The 18640-nt window shown below is 55.2% G+C and carries 18 protein-coding genes and 1 riboswitch; of the genes, 13 read left to right on the forward strand and 5 right to left on the reverse strand.

Annotated elements, in window-relative coordinates; all coding sequences use genetic code 11:
• Positions 1-41: 41 nt before the first annotated feature.
• From ACFIOZ_RS19170 to ACFIOZ_RS19190, 5 genes are all read left to right on the forward strand, one after another.
• Positions 42-1229 carry a M24 family metallopeptidase gene (locus ACFIOZ_RS19170; RefSeq protein WP_386080497.1) on the forward strand — a complete coding sequence of 396 codons (1188 nt, stop codon included), beginning with the start codon at positions 42-44 and terminating at the stop codon, positions 1227-1229.
• Between the two features lie 137 nt (positions 1230-1366).
• Entirely contained in the window at positions 1367-1738 is a 372-nt protein-coding gene (locus tag ACFIOZ_RS19175) for a hypothetical protein (protein ID WP_386080498.1), read from the forward strand.
• Between the two features lie 172 nt (positions 1739-1910).
• Positions 1911-3305, forward strand: coding sequence for a YfcC family protein (locus tag ACFIOZ_RS19180; protein ID WP_226246787.1), 1395 nt, complete (start codon positions 1911-1913; stop codon positions 3303-3305).
• 18 nt (positions 3306-3323) lie between these two features.
• Positions 3324-4025, forward strand: a complete 702-nt coding sequence (locus ACFIOZ_RS19185; RefSeq protein WP_386080499.1) for a DUF1028 domain-containing protein — start codon at positions 3324-3326, stop codon at positions 4023-4025.
• A 52-nt stretch (positions 4026-4077) separates the two neighbouring features.
• Positions 4078-5337: an allantoate amidohydrolase gene (locus ACFIOZ_RS19190; RefSeq protein WP_386080500.1), complete on the forward strand. Its 1260-nt coding sequence runs from the start codon at positions 4078-4080 to the stop codon at positions 5335-5337.
• Between the two features lie 20 nt (positions 5338-5357).
• On the opposite strand, the gene ACFIOZ_RS19195 is transcribed toward ACFIOZ_RS19190, so the two are convergent.
• Entirely contained in the window at positions 5358-6113 is a 756-nt protein-coding gene (locus ACFIOZ_RS19195) for a FadR/GntR family transcriptional regulator (RefSeq protein ID WP_027957091.1), read from the reverse strand.
• Between the two features lie 182 nt (positions 6114-6295).
• On the opposite strand from ACFIOZ_RS19195, the gene ACFIOZ_RS19200 reads away from it, so the two are divergent.
• From ACFIOZ_RS19200 to ACFIOZ_RS19210, 3 genes are all read left to right on the forward strand, one after another.
• Positions 6296-7414 carry an alkene reductase gene (locus ACFIOZ_RS19200; RefSeq protein WP_386080501.1) on the forward strand — a complete coding sequence of 373 codons (1119 nt, stop codon included), beginning with the start codon at positions 6296-6298 and terminating at the stop codon, positions 7412-7414.
• 131 nt (positions 7415-7545) lie between these two features.
• On the forward strand, positions 7546-8013 hold the full coding sequence (locus tag ACFIOZ_RS19205; protein ID WP_386080502.1) for a TspO/MBR family protein: 468 nt from the start codon (positions 7546-7548) through the stop codon (positions 8011-8013).
• A 31-nt stretch (positions 8014-8044) separates the two neighbouring features.
• Positions 8045-8644: a cell division protein ZipA C-terminal FtsZ-binding domain-containing protein gene (locus ACFIOZ_RS19210; RefSeq protein ID WP_226246782.1), complete on the forward strand. Its 600-nt coding sequence runs from the start codon at positions 8045-8047 to the stop codon at positions 8642-8644.
• Between the two features lie 29 nt (positions 8645-8673).
• On the opposite strand, the gene ACFIOZ_RS19215 is transcribed toward ACFIOZ_RS19210, so the two are convergent.
• Together ACFIOZ_RS19215 and ACFIOZ_RS19220 are read right to left on the reverse strand one after the other, a co-directional pair.
• The gene (locus ACFIOZ_RS19215; protein WP_386080504.1) at positions 8674-10263 is read right to left on the reverse strand and encodes an ABC-F family ATPase; all 1590 of its coding nucleotides are present in this window, start codon (positions 10261-10263) and stop codon (positions 8674-8676) included.
• Positions 10264-10374: 111 nt separating this feature from the next.
• Positions 10375-11229 carry a sirohydrochlorin chelatase gene (locus tag ACFIOZ_RS19220; RefSeq protein ID WP_386080506.1) on the reverse strand — a complete coding sequence of 285 codons (855 nt, stop codon included), beginning with the start codon at positions 11227-11229 and terminating at the stop codon, positions 10375-10377.
• 127 nt (positions 11230-11356) lie between these two features.
• On the opposite strand from ACFIOZ_RS19220, the gene ACFIOZ_RS19225 reads away from it, so the two are divergent.
• Positions 11357-11947 (forward strand): gamma-glutamylcyclotransferase, encoded by a 591-nt coding sequence (locus ACFIOZ_RS19225; RefSeq protein ID WP_386080508.1) that lies wholly within the window; start codon positions 11357-11359, stop codon positions 11945-11947.
• 2 nt (positions 11948-11949) lie between these two features.
• Here the strand turns inward: ACFIOZ_RS19225 and ACFIOZ_RS19230 are convergent, their stop codons facing one another.
• Both ACFIOZ_RS19230 and ACFIOZ_RS19235 read right to left on the reverse strand, forming a co-directional pair.
• Positions 11950-12477: an HPP family protein gene (locus ACFIOZ_RS19230; RefSeq protein ID WP_226246779.1), complete on the reverse strand. Its 528-nt coding sequence runs from the start codon at positions 12475-12477 to the stop codon at positions 11950-11952.
• 124 nt (positions 12478-12601) lie between these two features.
• Complete coding sequence (locus ACFIOZ_RS19235; RefSeq protein WP_386084139.1) at positions 12602-12895, reverse strand: hypothetical protein; 294 nt, start codon at positions 12893-12895, stop codon at positions 12602-12604.
• Positions 12896-13110: 215 nt separating this feature from the next.
• On the opposite strand from ACFIOZ_RS19235, the gene ACFIOZ_RS19240 reads away from it, so the two are divergent.
• The 4 genes from ACFIOZ_RS19240 to dctP all read left to right on the forward strand — a co-directional run bounded on the left by ACFIOZ_RS19240 (position 13111) and on the right by dctP (position 18543).
• Positions 13111-14784 carry an isovaleryl-CoA dehydrogenase gene (locus ACFIOZ_RS19240; RefSeq protein WP_386080510.1) on the forward strand — a complete coding sequence of 558 codons (1674 nt, stop codon included), beginning with the start codon at positions 13111-13113 and terminating at the stop codon, positions 14782-14784.
• Between the two features lie 74 nt (positions 14785-14858).
• A riboswitch (glycine riboswitch) is annotated at positions 14859-14960 on the forward strand.
• 165 nt (positions 14961-15125) lie between these two features.
• Complete coding sequence (locus tag ACFIOZ_RS19245; protein ID WP_386080511.1) at positions 15126-16388, forward strand: D-amino acid dehydrogenase; 1263 nt, start codon at positions 15126-15128, stop codon at positions 16386-16388.
• A gap of 67 nt (positions 16389-16455) precedes the next feature.
• Entirely contained in the window at positions 16456-17382 is a 927-nt protein-coding gene (locus tag ACFIOZ_RS19250; protein ID WP_386080513.1) for a LysR family transcriptional regulator, read from the forward strand.
• A gap of 126 nt (positions 17383-17508) precedes the next feature.
• Complete coding sequence (dctP, locus tag ACFIOZ_RS19255) at positions 17509-18543, forward strand: TRAP transporter substrate-binding protein DctP (RefSeq protein WP_386080514.1); 1035 nt, start codon at positions 17509-17511, stop codon at positions 18541-18543.
• The last annotated feature ends 97 nt before the right edge of the window (positions 18544-18640 follow it).

Consider the following 18640-nt stretch of genomic DNA (forward strand, 5'->3'; position numbering starts at 1 on the left):
GCAGATGCCTATACTGTCCATAGCCATCAATGGAGGCCGCTATGGATTATCATCACTACCGCAAAGCCCTTGCGGAAACGCTCGCCCAGAGTGAACTGCCCTTTCCCGCCGTCGAATATCAGGCGCGCCTGGATAAAGTGCGCCATGACATGGAACAACAAGCGTTCGATGCGCTGCTTCTCACCGACCCCGCCGATATCAATTACCTCACCGGCTATCACACCTTTGAAGTCTCGGTGCACGCCTGTCTGGTCTGCACTCAAGAGCGGTTAGTACTTCAAGTCGCCTCGATTGAAACCGGTGCGGCAGTCGTTACCGCTCAGGTTGATGAGATCATCGGCTATCGCTGGGAAAACCTCGATGAAATCATTACCCCATTGGCAGATCTACTTACTCCCTGTCAAAAAATCGGTATTGATGGTTGGAGCAGCGGGCTACGCTTTGGCGTCATTGATGCGCTGATGCAAACCATTGGCCGTGAACGTTTTAGCGAGGCAGGTGCGTTAGTCGATGCCATCAAAATTATTAAAAGCCCTGCTGAACTGGAGATGTTACAAGAGAGCGCGCGCATAACCGCCCTAGGTTTAGAGATCGCCATACAGAGCATTCGCCCCGGCATGACGGATAACGACATTGCCGCCGCAGGTGCCAAAGCGTTGCTCGAAAATGGCAGCGAGTTTATGAGCCTGCAGCCCATTGTGACCAGCGGCCACCGCATTGGCGTGATTCACGTCAACCATAAACGGCGTGTCATTCAGGCTAATGAGCCGGTCTTTTTAGAGTTTGGCGCTGCTTATCAACGCTATACAGCCCCCATGATGCGCACCGCGGTGACAGGCGTACCAAGCCCAGCGCTCTCCGCCACCCGGGATCTGTGCCGCTCAATTTTTGAAGCGCTGTGCGACGCCATGCGGCCTGGCAACACCTTTGATGCCGCTGCCCAGGCGGCTGATTCACTACTCGCCCCCCAGCGCGACCAGTATTTCTTCTCCGGTGTATTTGGCTACGCCGTGGGCGCGCAGTTTCCACCTAGCTGGGTGGAGGGCACCGGCTTTATCGCCAAAGGTCAGAACCGCACCTTCGAAGCCAATATGGTGTTTCACCTGCCGCTCTGCCTACGTGTGCCCGGCCAGTGGGGCGTTGGCATAAGCGACACTGTGGTAGTGACTGAAAGCGGAGCCAAACCGCTGACCAATAACGACTGGCAGCTGTTTGAGGCGCGCTCATAGGATCTTGCGCCTTATAGTCACAGTATTGACAGCTCGATGGAGTAGCGCTATCGTCATCACAGATGCAAATGAGAAACACTATTTTTAGCTCTCTCATCTATATGAGGTGACGATCACTTGAGGTAAAGGTAAGTACTATGACCAGTGAGCAGCGCCAACTTCGCCAAACGTTGATATTTTTGCGCACCTCTTTTGAAGCGGTTCAGCACTCTATTGCTGGCCGCCTGGAAGACCCGCTGCCCTGCTGGCTCGATACCAGCATGCTTTCCATGCTATCGCGGGAGCTTACTCGCTGCTGCCAACAGTCCAAGCCGCTGTTTGCCCCAGCCGTCACCGAACAGCTCTATATCGCCTCCCAGCAGTGCGAGCTGCTACTCAAACAGTGCCCAGGCGTACTCAGCAGTGCAGTCTGCTATCGCCAACTGGGTGCCATTATGCTGCCACTTTCAAGCGCACTGCAGCAGATCGACACTCCCGCCAAGCGGCGTTGGCCTTGGCAACGACATTAATTCCCTTTTCCACAAACAAGCGTGCGATTAAGGCCTCCAAATCGGTCTAATCGGCGCGTTCCTGCCGTTTGAAAATTCAGCCTTGCTTGACCCTGCTATTTATCATGATAAATTCAAGGTGAGGCGCCAACGAGCGTCAACGCTGAGACACATCACAAGAAAGGGTATCCTCATGGCTGAACAACAAACCGCGGCAGCCTCTGGCTCGCGTAAAAAGTGGTATCAGGCGGTTCCCGACCCCATGGTACTAATCTTTATTATTCTGGTTGCTACCTATTTTCTGACCTTCATTATCCCCGCTGGTGAATTTGAACGAGTTACCCAAGATGGCCGAACGGTGGTGGTGCCGGGCTCTTTTGCCTACTTGGAAGACGTTGCCAACATCCCACTCTTCAATATTTTTGTGGCGATTCCTGAAGGGCTTATCTCCGCCTCGCAGTATCTATTTATCGTCTTTATCGCCGGTGGTCTGTTTCATATTCTGCAAAAGACCGGCGCGTTAGAGAACGCGATCGGCGTAGCGGTTAATCGTGTTGGCGTTGAGCGGCGTAACGTGATTATCGTCGTCGGCACCTTTATCTACGGCTTTTTTGGTGTCGCCGTCGGGTTTGAAAACAACATTGCATTAGTCCCCATTGCGGTACTCATCGCCAGCGCCATTGGCTGCTCCAGTTTGGTGGGTACCGCTATGGCCGTTGGTGGTATTGGGATCGGTTTTGCACTCTCGCCCATCAATCCCTATACCGTGGGGGTTGCGCAAGGGATCGCGGAACTGCCGACCTTCTCTGGCGCTTGGCTGCGTACGTTGCTGGTGCTTTCGTCACTGGCACTGCTCTCGCTGTATATCTGCAAACGCGTCGTCAAAATGGAGTTTGAAGAGCCGGATAATGCGGAAGCGTTGAGCAAACCGCTTAACGAATACCATCTTTCCAAACGCAACATTCTCACCATGGTCGTCTTTGTGGGCGGCCTGGTCGCTATGCTCATTGGCGTGTTCACTCGCGGTTGGTATATCAATGAAATTGCGGGCACTTTCCTGCTCCTGGCAATCATCATTGGCGCCTTAAACGGCCTATCGGCGAACGGTATTGTTAAACAGATGATGGAGGGTGCTGCCAGTGTAACCGCAGGCGCGCTGGTGATCGGGGTGGCAGCCTCAATTCAGGTCATCCTTGAGCAAGCAGTGATTATCGACACCATCGTTAACTCGCTGAGCGCCATGATCGACGGCATTCCGTCAATATTTTCCGCAATTATGGCCAGTGTGGTGCAGGGTATTATCAACCTCTTCATACCTTCCGGTTCCGGTCAGGCACTGGTGACAATGCCCATTCTGATTCCCGTGGCGGATCTTGTGGGAATGAGCCGTCAACTGATGATCACTGCATTCCAAGTTGGCGACGGCTTAACGAACCTGATTGTTCCCACGTCTGGCGGCACACTTGCCATGCTGGCGCTGGGTCGCGTCTCATACGCCCAGTGGTTGAAGGCGATTATGCCCTTTATGGCGTTGGTGTATGTATTAGCCTGGGTAGGATTGGTGATTGGCCACTTGGTGGGTTACTGAACAATAGAGGAAACCTCGATGACGCTTTCTCTCGTTCATTGCAATCCTGCCACAGGCACCGTCGCGGCCATCACCGCTACAGGCGGAGTGGCGGTGGGAGGCTATGTGCATCACTGCTGGCGAGGCACTGGGGCATGCGTCACCCAAGGGCGCTTTACCAACCCGTGGTACCCAGCTCGGATATATGAAGCACTTGCCAAGGGCGCCCGCGCCCGGCAGGCGCTTCGCGCCGCCGTTAGCGAGGATAGCGACTCAGGGTTCCGCCAATGTTTGGTGATGGATTCTCAGGGCCGCACATCAGCACACTCAGGTGCAGAGAATGTGCCGGAAGTGGCTGAAACCTGCTTCCCTAGCGTCGCTGCCGCTGGGAATATGCTGCAGAGCACCGAGGTCGTGAGGATTTTTGCAGAGCATTTTTTACGCCTTAGCGCCACTAATAGCAGCGCTGCCATTCAGCGCGACGAGTCGCCCCGCTTCCCTATTCATCACGACCAACATCTGCTTACGCATCTGATTGATGCTCTTGATGCTGCTCTATCAGCGGGTGGCGATAAACGCGGTGTACGCTCAGCCGCACTGCGTATCGAGTCGTTTCAGCAAGCCCCCATCGATTTGCGCGTCGACTGGTCGGAAGACGTCGTCGGCGCATTGCGGGCGTTAGTCGATGAGTTTATGGCCGAGAACTTTCAAGCCTTTTGGCGTCAACTGCCGCTGCGCTAAAAGCATTTCTACTCTTTTGCTGGCCCCTCTGCCAGCACCTATTGGAGAGTTTATGACCAACACGGTTGCTCACACTGCTTATAACCAAGGCGAGCTGGGGAGGGCATTAATTGACCGCCTGGACGAAGCTGCCCAATACTCTGAGCCAGGCCCCGGCGTCACGCGACTGTTCTGCTCCCAGGCGCATCGTCAGGTACTGCCGTTAATCAGTCGCTGGATGGAACACGCTGGGCTTACTCCCCAACTGGATGCCGCTGGCAATCTTGTGGGTCGCTGCCCCAAAGCTCAAGCAGGTGAGAAAACCTTCATTATGGGGTCTCATCAAGATTCAGTGATAGAAGGGGGCAAATATGATGGCATGCTGGGCGTGGCCCTACCGCTATTGGCCTTGGAGGCACTTAAACGCGAAGGCGTGACGCTGCCCTTCGGGATAGAAGTGGTCGCGTTTGGCGACGAAGAGGGCGTTCGCTTCCCTACCACGCTGGTCGGCAGTAAAGCGCTGGCTGGGAGCGTGACACCTGACCAACTGGAAGCCCAGGATGCCGAGGGAATCTCTCTGCGAGAGGCATTAATAGCCTTCGGTTGCACACCTGAGGATATCCCCGCTACCGCCCGCGACCCTGCCAACACCTTGGGATTTTTAGAAGTACATATTGAACAAGGGCCAATCCTGGAACAGCGCGATCATGCCGTGGGGATCGTTACGGCTTTAACAGGCATTGAACGCCACCAAATCACGCTAAGCGGCAAGGCCGGACACGCAGGCACTACACCGATGGGCATACGTCATGACGCGCTAGTCGGCGCGGCGGAAATGGTGCTTGCCATCGATAGCGTACTGCAGAATACCGATGAGTTGGTCGGCGTGGTGGGCAGGCTCGATGTCCATCCCAACGCGGTCAATGTGATCCCCGCCCAGGTAACGTTCACGGTAGAGTTACGCTCTCCAGAGTCGGCTACTCGCCAATATGGAAGGGAAGCCGTAACAGCAGCGTTGGAGACAGTGGCGAAACACCGGGGATTAACCATTAATATTGAAAACACCTACAGCGCCGATGCGGTGGCCTGTGCCGACTGGATGATGACAGCCCTCGAAAAGGCCTGCACCCAGGTTGGCCAACCGGCAGAGCGAATGTTTAGCGGCGCTGGGCATGATGGCTTAGCGATGCAGGCATTAACCGATATCGGCATGCTGTTTGTACGCTGTAAAGATGGGCTTAGCCACCACCCAGACGAAGCTATTACCGCCGAAGACGGCGAAGTCGCGACGCGAGTGATCATGGCATTTTTACAGCAGCTGCCACGTCCATAGCGTTTTCCGCCCTCAGCCCGTTACGCTAGTGGCTCAGGTAAAAAGCCTCGGCGTACCTGAGCCTCCTGCTGATTCATCACTTGTTGGGCATCGAGCATATGCTCGCGCATGATGTTATAGGCACTTTCGGCATCGCCAAGCTCAATGGCATCCAAAATTTCTGCATGATAACGACAGCCAGTCTGTCCTAAATCGTGGGTAACTGGCTCATAGAGACGGTGATAAATCGTCAGATCTGAGAGCACCTGGATGGTGAAGCGGATAATAAATGTCAGCAGTTGATTGCCACCGGCCAGTTCAGCGAGCATTAGGTGGAAATGCAGCGAATCAAGGTGTTGCTGACGCTCAGTCTCACTATCGTCCGCAGGGTCTGCGTAACTATGCAGGCTTTCACGTAAACGCACCATATCACTGGCAGCCACTTTACCGGCTAACGAAGCGGCCAATTCAGGCTCTAACGCCAAGCGTATCTGGTAGATATCCTTGATTGATATCTCTTTGAAAAACAGGTAATTGCTTAGTAGCGATACCGCTTTGGCCTCACTCATCTCACGAACGAATGCGCCGCCTCCGGGCCCTGTGCGGGTTTCGACCAACCCCTGGGCTTCCAGTACTCGGGTACTCTCGCGCACTGTCCCTTTCGACACCTGCAGGGTCTCCATCAGCTCCGACTCGCTAGGTAGCCGGTCACCCGGCTTCAGGTGCCTATCCACGATCCAGCATTTAATGGTTTCCGCCACCTGATAAGGGCGGCGCTGAGGGGCGTTTTTTAACATGCTATCAACAACATCCTGGGTAATAAGCAGCAAGAGTACCAGAGAGATCGCGAGTTTGGATGCCACATAAAAGGTTATCTAGCGCATAAATACGTTTAAAAATATCTGGCTGGCACTAACTAGTAAACTGGTCTATTCTGGTGCGTACTATTTCATCGAAGCATTCAAAAGGAGCTTAATTGATGGCTTTCGAAACACTATTTACTCCCCTCCAACTGGGCAGCCTATCAATCCCTAACCGCGTCATTATGGCGCCGCTGACCCGTTCGCGTACGCCAGATAGTGTGCCGGGCAAGATGCAGGAAGCTTACTACGGCCAGCGCGCAGGAGCGGGGCTAATCATTAGCGAAGCCACCAACATCTCCCCCACCGCCCGTGGCTATGTGTATACACCCGGTATTTGGACGGATGCGCAGGAAGCTGGCTGGAAAGGCGTCGTTAACGCGGTACACGCAAAGGGTGGCCGTATTGCCTTGCAACTGTGGCACGTTGGGCGTGTTTCCCACGAAATGGTTCAACCTGATGGCCAACAGCCCGTTGCGCCGAGTGCGCTGAAAGGCGAAGGTGCCCAGTGTTTCGTCGAGTTTGAAGACGGCACCGCAGGTCAGCACCCTACCAGCACGCCACGTGCACTGGAAACTGACGAGATCCCCGGCATTGTCGAAGATTACCGCCAGGCGGCCATTCGCGCCAAGCGCGCTGGTTTCGATATGGTCGAAGTCCACGCGGCGAACGCTTACCTGCTTAACCAGTTCCTGGCGACTGGCACCAATAAGCGTACCGACCAGTACGGCGGTTCGCTGGAAAACCGTGCTCGCTTCCCGCTGGAAGTCGTCGACGCCGTGATTGACGTCTATGGCGCTGACCGGGTTGGCATCCGCATGACACCGTTCATCGAGCTGTTCGGTTTGACCGACGACGAGCCGGAAGCCATGGCGTTCTACATGGCCGAGCAGCTTTCAAAGCGCGGTCTTGCCTATCTGCACCTGAACGAGCCCAACTGGGCCGGTGGCGATATCACCTTCCCTGACGGTTTCCGTGAGCAGATGCGTGAGCGCTTCAGCGGCAGCCTGATCTACTGCGGGAACTACGATGCCACGCTTGCAGAAGCGCGTATCGGTGATAACACTGCCGACGCCGTTGCTTTTGGCCGTCCGTATATCGCTAACCCTGATTTACCCGAGCGCTTCCGTGTGAACGCCCCGCTCACCGAGCCCAACCACGAAACCTTCTACGGCGGCGACGAGAAAGGCTACACCGATTATCCGTTTATGGATAATGGCTATGACCGTATGAGTTAAACAGCACACTATTATTGCTGCGACTCCCTTACGTTGGAAAAGCATCACTTAAGTGATGCTTTTTTTATATCTGCTTACAGTAAAAATGCTGCTAGGCTATTGATTCTTTCGTTTGAACACACAGGTGATGAATGCTTGGTTCGCTGTTAGCGCTGCTGGTGTCTCTACTGCTCGTCGGCGCTGCCGCCATGACCGGTGCGCGCTTTCGACCTGATGGTTGGTACCGCGAACTCAGTAAGCCAAGTTGGACTCCTCCGAATATCGCTTTTCCTATCGCTTGGGGCATACTGTATCTATTGATGGCTATCGCCGCATGGCGTATCTATATGGCGGATGACTCAGCATGGCGCTCGGCAAGCTTAGTGGCTTACGCACTGCAGCTTATGGTCAATGCCATGTGGTCATGGCTGTTCTTTGGGCGCAAGCAAATTGTCGCAGCGCTGGTAGATATCATGGCGTTGCTGGCATTAATTACGATTGCCATCGCACTGTTTTTCCAGGTAAACACCCTAGCCGCGTGGCTTATGGTGCCCTACTGGCTCTGGGTAGCACTTGCGCTAGCCCTCAACGCCACTATTTTGCGGCTAAATAAAGCCTGAGCGCTGATTAAAAACAAAGGGTTATGAGAGTATGGATCGCACCACCACTATAATAGTACTCGCCTTCATATCGCTGGTATTGGGCGCAATGGCAACGGCGATATTTATTTATGTCATTGTGCCCTGGCGGCGCCGACGGCGCGCAGCGAAAGAGAGAGCCGCTAACCCAGCACCGACTCAAGCGAATAGCCCTCCAGAACAGCCCGAGCCATACACCTCGGCCAAGCGCACGAGCAGTGTGAAACAGCACTCACTCTTTATTATTTTTGATCAGCCCAGTGAGCGTTCTGATAAGCAACTCAGCGAGTGGTTACGTGAGAAAGACGCTCATTATGAGCCGCTCAAAAAAGTCTTCTTAATCAACGGGCAGCAGCCCGCTAACCCCATTACTATTGCCAATGCCTTTTTACCGGGCGAGCTGCCGGATCTCTTCAGAGATGAGCGCGGCAGCGAAATGATCAAAGGGATCAGCCTCATCGTCAAGCCTCCTTTACGTAAACGCCGAAACCAGCAAATGGTTGTTTTTGTTGAACTCGCCAAGGAAGCGGCGGCGCTATTCAATGCCAATGTACTGGATACCGAGCATAAAGCGGCAACCGAAGAAACCTACGCCCAGATCATTGGTGAGTAGCCTTAGCGGTATTTCTTGTACCTATAGACTTACACCACCCCCTGGCTGCGCAGGTAGTCATCGTAGCTGCCGCTAAAATCGACAATGCCATCGGGCTGCATATCAATAATACGCGTGGCTAGCGATGAAACGAACTCGCGGTCATGGCTCACAAACAGCAGCGTGCCGGGGTAGTTCTCCAGGGCCAGATTCAGCGCCTCGATAGACTCCATATCCAGGTGGTTCGTCGGTTCATCCATCAGCATTACGTTGGGCTGAGTGAGGATTAACTTACCGAACAACATGCGCCCCTGCTCGCCACCGGAAATTACCTTCACCGATTTGCCAATATCATCGCTGGAGAACAGCATCCGCCCCAGAGCACCGCGAACTACTTGCTCGCCCCCCTGCGTCCATGCCGACATCCACTCAAATAGTGTGGCATCGACGGCAAAATCATCGCTGTGATCTTGTGCAAAAACACCCACCTCGGCGGCTTCGGTCCACTTCACTTCGCCAGCATCCGGGTGCAGCTCGCCCGCCAGGGTTTTCAGCAACGTGGTTTTACCAATGCCGTTGGGGCCGATAATGGCAATCCGCTCGCCGGCTTCTACGGTCATGGAGAGGCGCTCGAACAGCGGCTTGTCGCCCTCATAGCTCTTGGTAATGCCATCCACGTTAACGGCGTTGCGGTGGATTTTCTTGGCTTGATCAAAACGGATAAAAGGGCTTACCCGACTGGAAGGCTTGATGTCTTCCAGCTTGATTTTATCGATTTGACGCGCCCGAGACGTGGCCTGCTTGGCCTTCGAGGCGTTGGCAGAAAAGCGGCTTACGAACTGCTGCAGCTCGGCAATCTGGGCCTTTTTCTTGGCGTTGTCCGAGTGCTGGCGCTCACGAACCGCAGTGGCGGCGGTCATGTAATCATCGTAGTTACCCGGGAACAGGGTAATTTCACCGTAATCCAGATCCGCCATATGGGTGCAGACGCTGTTCAGGAAGTGACGGTCGTGGGAGATGATGATCATGGTGCTGCTGCGCGCTTTAAGAATATCTTCCAGCCAGCGGATAGTGTTGATATCCAGGTGGTTGGTAGGCTCATCCAGTAGCAGCACGTCCGGGTCTGAGAACAGCGCCTGAGCCAGCAGCACCCGTAGCTTCCAACCCGGTGAGACTTCGCTCATTGGGCCGGTGTGTTGCTCAATGGGAATCCCCAGGCCCAGCAATAACTCACCCGCGCGGGACTCAGCGGTGTAGCCATCCAGCTCTGCAAAGCGGACTTCAAGATCGGCGACGGCCATGCCATCCTCTTCGCTCATCTCGGCCAGGGAGTAAATGCGTTCGCGCTCGGCAGCCACCGACCACAGCTCTACATTGCCCATGATCACGGTATCGATAACACGCTCGTTTTCAAACGCAAACTGATCCTGACGTAGCTTACCCAGCCGGGTATTGCTATCCAGCATCACCTGACCGGAAGAGGGCTCCAGATCGCCACCAAGAATTTTCATAAAGGTGGATTTGCCGCAGCCGTTCGCACCGATCAGGCCGTAGCGGTTGCCGTTATTGAATTTAACGGAGACATTTTCAAACAGGGGCTTGGCCCCAAACTGCATGGTGATATTGGCGGTTGCGATCACAAAAAAAGAGCCCCGGTTAGCATATCTGTAACGACAGCTTTACAGTAAATAGAAAGGCTCGCGATTCTACGCGCTATTGAACGGGTATTCACCCATCAGACTTTAGTCACATCAACTGATTGCCGGGATATCGAGTAGAAAGCGTTCATCATCAATCGCTTGGCGAAATCGCGAGTGTAAAATATCGACGACGCCTTGGTGCTCCCCCACCAGTTGGGTCGTGGTAACGGAAAGCCCTGGATCCTGTTTTTCAGCGGCGGCGCATATTTCCGCAATATCGCCGCCCTCCCCGGCGTGGCGCCCCGGCGAAAGAAACAGCATCGCCAAGATAACCGGGCCTGTCTTGAACTCCGGCAGCGCCAGCAAGTTTTCCAGCAGTGGCTCGTTAAAGCGGTACTCCTCGCCCTCGCGGCGCTCCATGGAGGCAGCGGCAACACAGGCAACGTCATCGCCAAGCAGCACGCTAAGTTGCCCCGCTAGGCGGTTACGTACGGCGGTGACTTCAGGGATGGGGCTGCCGTGATCTACCAACGCTACGTGGGGTTTAGCACCTGGTCGAAGCTTGTCGCGCACGTTGTCGGCCAGCAGATGGGCTAATCGCAGGTCATTACTCCCGAATTCATCCACCAAGGGCTGGGCGACACGCACCTTAACGTGGGGAAAACGCTCCTGCATGGTCGCCATGCGTTCAGGCAAGTAACCCGTGAGTGCTTTGCTTGGCCCGAAAAAGAACGGCAGGATAATGATCTCCGTTGCCCCCTGCTCGGCGCTGCGTTCAGCGGCGGGGCCAAGGGTAGTGGCAGGGATACCATCGATCTCGTCGGCCGGAATCTTATTGGAGTGCAGCAGCGAAGCCGCCTGCACGGTTTCACCGATAAGCTTGCTAAGCGCAGCCGCCACGCGACGTAAGTTCAGCGTCGCCTGCGCTCGTAACGAGCCGTTATCCACCAGAAATATCGCGCGCATGCTTGCCTCTACTAATTGGGTTGAGTGAGCTGTCGGGTCAGTAATCACCAGTGGCATGGTAAGATGGCTGCTTTACAACGGGTGTAGCCCACGATGCTATTTGATGACGATATGTTGCTTGATAACCATGCTTGATACCACTGCTCTTAACCAGCAAAGAAACTTCTTTGAGGGCCATGCCGCTATTTGGCTATTTGGCTACGGCTCGCTGATTTGGAAGGCGGATTTTGCCTACTTAGAGCGTCGCCCGGCGTATATACACGGCTGGGAGCGGCGGTTTTGGCAGGGCTCCCACGACCACCGTGGCACCCCTGAAGCGCCTGGGCGGGTAGCGACGCTGGTTCGCGCCGAGGGTTCGATTTGCCACGGTATGGCCTACCGCATCACTCCGGAAGTGCTCGCCCCGCTGGATGTGCGTGAGAAGAACGGCTATTTGCGAGAAAAAGTAGCGCTGACGTTCGTTGATGAGAAGACGTCTGTTGCTGAGAAGAGCAGCGGAACCGAACAGAGTGAAGGGCTTATTTATCTGGCCAGTGAAGACAATCCGGCCTTTTTGGGCGACGCACCGCTTGATGAAATCGCCCAGCAAATTGCCAATGCCCATGGACCCAGCGGCCCCAACCGCGACTACCTGGTCAATCTGGCCGTGGCGCTGCGGGAGCTAGGCGCCAAAGATGCCCATATCTTTGCCCTGGAAAAGCAGTTGAGCCAATTTTAACATTACCAGTAGCGTGGATAGCGGCGGTGACGGGCAAGGTTATTGACCAATATGGCGATGACCAGCATCACTACACTACCCGCGCCGATTGGCAAAAGAGGATACCACCACCCCAGTTGATGAACGCTGGCACCTCCACCTACCGCAATCAGCGCCGCTGCGGCGCCCGGTGGGTGAACCGTATGGGTTAGCTGCATACCCAGTACCGACAGCGAGACGGCCAGGGCCATTGAGAGCGGTGTCGCCCCCAGTAGTTGGTAGCAAGCAACGCCAATACCCGCGGAGAGCACGCTGCCAAACAGTACATGGCTGGGCTGAGCAAAAGGACTTTCAGGTGCCGCATAGATGAGCACTGAGGTTGCGCCGAAGGAGCCTACGATCAGCAGTTGTTGTGACAGCCACGCCGAGCTTAACCAGCAAATGACCGCCATACCGGTAAAGGCCCCGAGCCATGACCAAAAAGCATCCTGCCAGCCTACCCAGGCACGCTTAACTGGCTGCCCCCGCATCTTGCCAAGATAAGTTTTCATTGCACTCGCTTTGCACAAAATGAGTGCAAATGATGCCAAAATGCACCAAATAAGCAAATGACAATCTGTCATGCTCCTGATGAAACTGACTCAGGAGAGTTTACTCTGAGCTAAAGAGACTTCTCTACATCATCAACCAGGAAAGAATAAACAGCCCCAACACGGTACGCACAATACCGCCTAGCAGCGAGCCGCGCAGAAACGCGCGCAAACCGCCCCACAGGATCAGCAGCCCGATCACTAAGACGGCAATGCTGAAAAAGGAATCGTTGATCCCCAGCGAACGCGTCAGGCCATCAATGAAATCGCCGAACGCACCGAAGAAGTTGGTGAAAATGCCTAACAGAAACTCCACCACCACGCGGATCGCTTCGCCGATAGTTTCGCCAATTTCGTCAAAAAAGCCATTTGCCTGCATCGCGTTTGCTTGCATTGATAGTACCCAAGACTGAGAAGGATGAGCGACATTGTCGGTTAAATACGCTGACTGAGCAAAGCAGGTCACATCGCTAACCACTTCGCTCCCAGTGTTTAGCGACTTTCCCATCAAACAACTACGCTCACTTAAACACTCCGAAATATAAGAGCCCTTAAATAATCACCATTACCGTCGTTACGCGCCAGGTGCTTATCATGACCCACTACTACCCATTGGCTGATCAACTTCAAGCTAGCACCCACCAAGTGGAAAACCAGCCGCCGACACTTGGAAACTACAACAGCTACACAACTGATCGCGCGCTTCAGGAAGGCGTTAAACGGGAAAGCGGGTCTGACGACGATGCCTCGCTCAAGACATTTGGCCAGTGGGCGGGCTCCGCCGAGGCGATTGCCTTGGGGGTTGAGGCCAACCGTTACTCCCCCCTGCTAGTGACCCACGACCGGCAAGGCTATCGGGTCGATTTGATTGAGTTCCATCCCGCCTATCATCGGCTTATGCAAACGGCGATAGAGCATGGTCTACACGCCAGCCCCTGGCGAAACCCTCAACCCGGTGCGCATGTTAATCGTGCCGCCAACTACTTTTTACAGACCCAGGTAGAAGCCGGTCATGGCTGCCCAATCACCATGACCTTTGCTGCCCTGCCCGCCCTTCGCCATCAGCCCAGCCTACTTGAAAGCTGGGGTGATAAAATCACCGCGCCACATTACGATTCGCGCAACGTGCCCTATTTCGAGAAACAGGGTCTCACTCTCGGCATGGCAATGACCGAAAAACAGGGCGGCTCCGATGTGCGCCTGAACACCACCCGCGCTTACCCGATAGGCCAGGGTGGGCCCGGAGAAACCTACGAGCTGGTGGGGCATAAGTGGTTTGTCTCTGCCCCCATGTGCGACGCCTTTCTGGTGCTCGCCCAGGCACCCGGCGGCTTGAGCTGTTTTTTGCTGCCTCGCTGGCGGCCCGATGGCAGCAAGAATCCACTCCACATCCAGCAGCTAAAGCGCAAAATGGGCAACGTATCGAATGCCTCTAGCGAGACGGAGCTTCGGGGCGCCTTTGCCTGGATGGTAGGCGATGAAGGCCGCGGTGTGCGCACCATCATCGAGATGGTCGCCATGACCCGCTATGACTGCATGATTGGCTCAGCTGCCGGAATGCGCCAGGCCATCGCCCAGGCGATCCACCACGCCTCTCATCGCCATGCCTTCGGGGCGCGCTTAAGCGAACAGCCACTGATGCAAAACGTGCTCGCTGACCTGGCCATTGAGAGCGAAGCCGCCACCACCTTAATGCTGCGCATGGCCCGAGCCATGGATCATCAGGACAACGAGCATGAGCGCCTACTTTCGCGAATTGCCACCCCCGTCGGCAAGTACTGGATCTGTAAGCGCACGACCCACCACGCTTACGAAGCAATGGAGGTGATTGGCGGAAGCGGCGTCATGGAGACCCACATAATGGCGCGCCTGTTTCGCGAGTCGCCCATCAACGCCATTTGGGAAGGCAGCGGAAATGTGCAGTGTTTGGATATCCTGCGCGCGATTGAAAAACAGCCCGAAGTGCTCGACGCCTACTTCGCCGAGCTTGCCAAAGCGCAGGGCGTCAATGGGCATCTTGACCGCTTTATCCTCCAATTACAGCGGCAGATACAGGATACCCAAGCGCTCCAGTACCGCGCCCGCCAGTTGGCGGACGGTATGGCTCTAGCGCTACAAGGCGCCCTGCTGGTTCAGCACGCCCCCGCTTATGTAGCCGATGCATTCTGCGCTGGTCGTCTTACCGACCGCAGTGGCCTCAATACAGGCACGCTGCCTACCGGGCTGGATTGCGCGGCGATCATCCAGCGTGCTCGACCTGTGGAATAAGCGTTCACGACCATGGTCGACTTTCATGCTAAAACTAAACGCGTTAAAACGAATCCTGTAAAACAATAAGCAGCATCGTGATAACGGGAGAGCTTGGCGCATCAATAGTCGATGACGCCAGCGCCGAAGGAGCAACAGCCCCGGAAACTCTCAGGCAACCGGACCGCTATCACCATCACTTTCCGAAGAGCGGCTGATGACTGCGTCACTCAGCCCACCGAAGGAGCAAGCGCACCCAAAGGATGCGTGAATCTCTCAGGTTCCATGACGGAAGGGGTACGCCCAGCAGCAGCTACGCCGTTAGGCGGGATCCCCGACGCTCATACAATCTGGAGAGAGTTATGCTACGCATTGCCGTTATCGGTGGTGGTATTACCGGCATCACCAGCGCCTACGCCCTGGCCAAACGTGGCTATGATGTCACCGTCTTTGAAAAGCACCGCTATGCAGCGATGGAAACCTCGTTTGCCAACGGCGGGCAGCTCTCGGCGTCTAACGCTGAAGTGTGGAACCACTGGCCGACGGTGGTCAAAGGCCTGCGCTGGATGCTTAAAAACGACGCTCCGCTGCTGGTTAACCCCCGCCCAAGCTGGCACAAGCTCAGTTGGTTTGGCGAATTTATCGCCTCGATCCCCCGCTATTCCGCCAACACCACGGAGACCGCACGGCTGGCCATTGCCGCCCGCGAGCACCTATTTCAATGGGCGCAGGATGAGCAGATCGATTTCGATTTAAAACAGAAAGGTATCCTGCATATCTACCGCGACAAGGCAGGCTATGAGCACGCCGCCAAGGTCTCCAAGCTGCTAAGCAAAGGCGGCCTGGAGCGCAGGGCAGTGACTCCCAATGAGATGCGTGCCATCGAACCCACCCTGGCGGGCAACTACTACGGCGGCTTCTATACTGAAAGCGATGCCACCGGCGATATCCATAAGTTTACCCATGGACTGGCGCAAGCCGCCGAACGCCGCGGCGTCACGCTTAACTATGGTCACAACGTGCAGGATATTGGCGCGGACGAACAGCACACCTGGATCACTGCCGATGATCTAACCGATCTCGGCAGTGAACCGGTGCGCGAAACCTTTGATAGCGTGGTGGTATGTGCAGGCGTAGGCAGCCGCGCCTTGGCCGCCAAGCTTGGCGACCGGGTCAATATCTACCCGGTCAAAGGCTACTCGATTACCGTGCAACTTGACGATGCCGCCTCTCAACAGGCCGCCCCCACCGTTAGCCTGTTGGATGATGAAACCAAGCTGGTCACCAGCCGTCTGGGCGATGACCGCTTCCGCGTCGCTGGAACCGCCGAGTTTAACGGCTTTAATCGCGATATCCGCGACAACCGCATCCGCCCGCTGATTCGCTGGGTGGAAGAGTGTTTCCCCGCGGTCAGCACTCGCCGCGTGGTGCCCTGGGCTGGGCTACGCCCGATGCTGCCCAATATGTTGCCCAAAGTCGGCCCCGGCAAACTGCCCACCGTGTTCTACAACACCGGCCACGGCCACCTGGGCTGGACACTCTCCGCCATCACCGCAGATATGCTGGCGGATGCGGTAGAGGATAAAAACATCCACTCTCAGCAAGCCACCCAGTCGCTTAGCTAGTCCCAACCATAACAAGTTCGGGCAGGCTTCCGGTAAGATATAAAACACTCCAACATAGGCGTGTTTTATGCTTAACCAGCGTGCATTAACCTACCTCAATGAAGTGATTCGCCGCGGCTCGCTCAGGCGCGCCGCCGCCCACCTCAATGTTGACGCCTCTGCCGTTAGCCGCCAATTAAAAGCGCTCGAAGAAGAGTTGGATACCCAGCTATGTGAGCGGCACGGAAGGGGGATGCGTGCTACTGCAGCGGGCCAGCTTCTGGTGCACCATTTTCATGCCCAGCGAGCATCAGAAGAGGCCGTACTATCCCAGCTCATGGCCCTTCAGAGCCTAGCGAAAGGGGAAGTTCGCATTGCCGTGGGAGAAGGGTTTATCGCTGACCTGATCGCCGCACCGTTAGGCACTTTTATGTCAGCGTTTTCAGGTATCAATGTCGAAATTCGCATGGCGGGCGTCAACGAAGCGATGTCGTTACTCAAAGATCGCGAAGTGGATATAGCGCTACTTTATGCACCGCCGGTAGACCCGCAACTTTTCTGCCACGTGGAAACACGCCAGCCACTGGATGTCATCGTGCCACCCAATCATCCGCTCAGCGAGCTAGATCGCCCTGTGACATTGCATGACCTCAAGGATTGGCCCCTTGCGTTAATGGATAACCCTTTCGGTATGCGGCAAATGGTCAATATGGTGGCCCACCAGGAGCGCATTCATCTTGAAGCGCGCCTGCATACCAATTCTGTTTCGGTGTTAAAGAATTTCGTGCGCTCAGGCATCGGCGTTACGTTTATGCCTGAGCTCACCGTAGCGGATGAGATTGAGCGCGGTGAGATCTTCACACTCCCCATGCAGTACCCGGTGATGAACGGTACGCGGGCACAAATTGTTAGCCTGAAAGGGCAGGAGCTCCCGGTCGCTTCAACCACCTGTATCGATCATTTGCACAAAGGCATGCGCTTTTTCTCCGCCGATGCACCGCGACTGTTGCAATAAAAGCCACAGTTTAGGTATTGCATAGTCAACACCTCAATACATAGTCTTCTAGTAGGCACTCCTTATAAATCCAATAACTCGCCCATAGCGCCCCGTAGCTCACGACAATAAACCAGGAGACTTACGATGTTTACTCAGCACTTTTCACCCAAACGACTCATCTCGGCTTGCCTGATTGGCTCTGCCATGATGGCAGGGAACACTCTTGCAGCCACCACCATTAATCTGAGTTACAACGGTGCCCCAGATCCCGAAAAGAATGCGGTTCACGTCTTTGCAGAGAACCTTAAAACGTTGGTAGACGAAAAAACTGACGGTGAGATCCAGCTTGAGCTCTATCCGAATAGCATGCTGGGCGAAGAGCAGGAGCGCATGGAGCAGACCATGAGCACGCCGATGCTCAATGTGGCGTCATTTGCGGGTGTCTCTCCTCTGGTTGATGAAATCTTTGTTAGCGCTATTCCGTTTCTGTTCGACGATTTTGCGGCGGCGCGTAGCTTCTTCGATGAAGGAGCGTATTGGCAGGAAGTCAGCAGTACCCTGCAGGAGCGTGCGGGTATCGATATGCTGGCGGTTGTCGAAGAGGGGGGCTTCTTAGCGTTCACCAATAACGAAAGGCCGATCAGCCATCCTGACGACTTCGAAGGTCTCCGCTTCCGCGCCATGGATCCTAGCCAGGTCGCTCTCTATGAGGCCTTCGGTGCCTCCGGCACGCCTATTCCCTGGACAGAAACCTACATGGCACTGCGCACCGGGGTGGCTGACGGCCAAATGAACCCGCCGATGTATATCATCCTAGGCAGCCTTTACGAAGTGCAGGACTACCTGACCCTCGCCAATATCCAGTACTCCGACCAATTCCTGGTAGGCAACAGCGAAATGATCGCGGGTTGGGATGATGAACTTCGTAGCGCCTTTATGGAGGCCGTCACCGAAGCCAATCACAATGCCCGTGAGCATAACGAAGAGCAGGTCGAGGCACGCATTGCCTATCTGGAAGAACAAGGTATGGAAGTGATTCGCCCTTCTGAAGAGGAGCTCGCCGCCTTCCGCGAAATCGGCCAGCCTGCTTACCTTGAGTGGCTCGGTGAGCGTGATATCGAGCAACGCTGGATCGATATGGCATTAGAAGATGCAGGCATGAGCGAACTGCTCGACTAACGGCTGTTAACACCGTTGTAACCATTGCAACGATGGCAACAACAGGGGCTGGCACCTTACTGGCCCCTATCTCCCGTACTTAATGTTCTAGTGCTTA

The organism is Vreelandella sp. F11 (assembly GCF_042466685.1).
Taxonomy (GTDB): Bacteria; Pseudomonadota; Gammaproteobacteria; order Pseudomonadales; family Halomonadaceae; genus Vreelandella.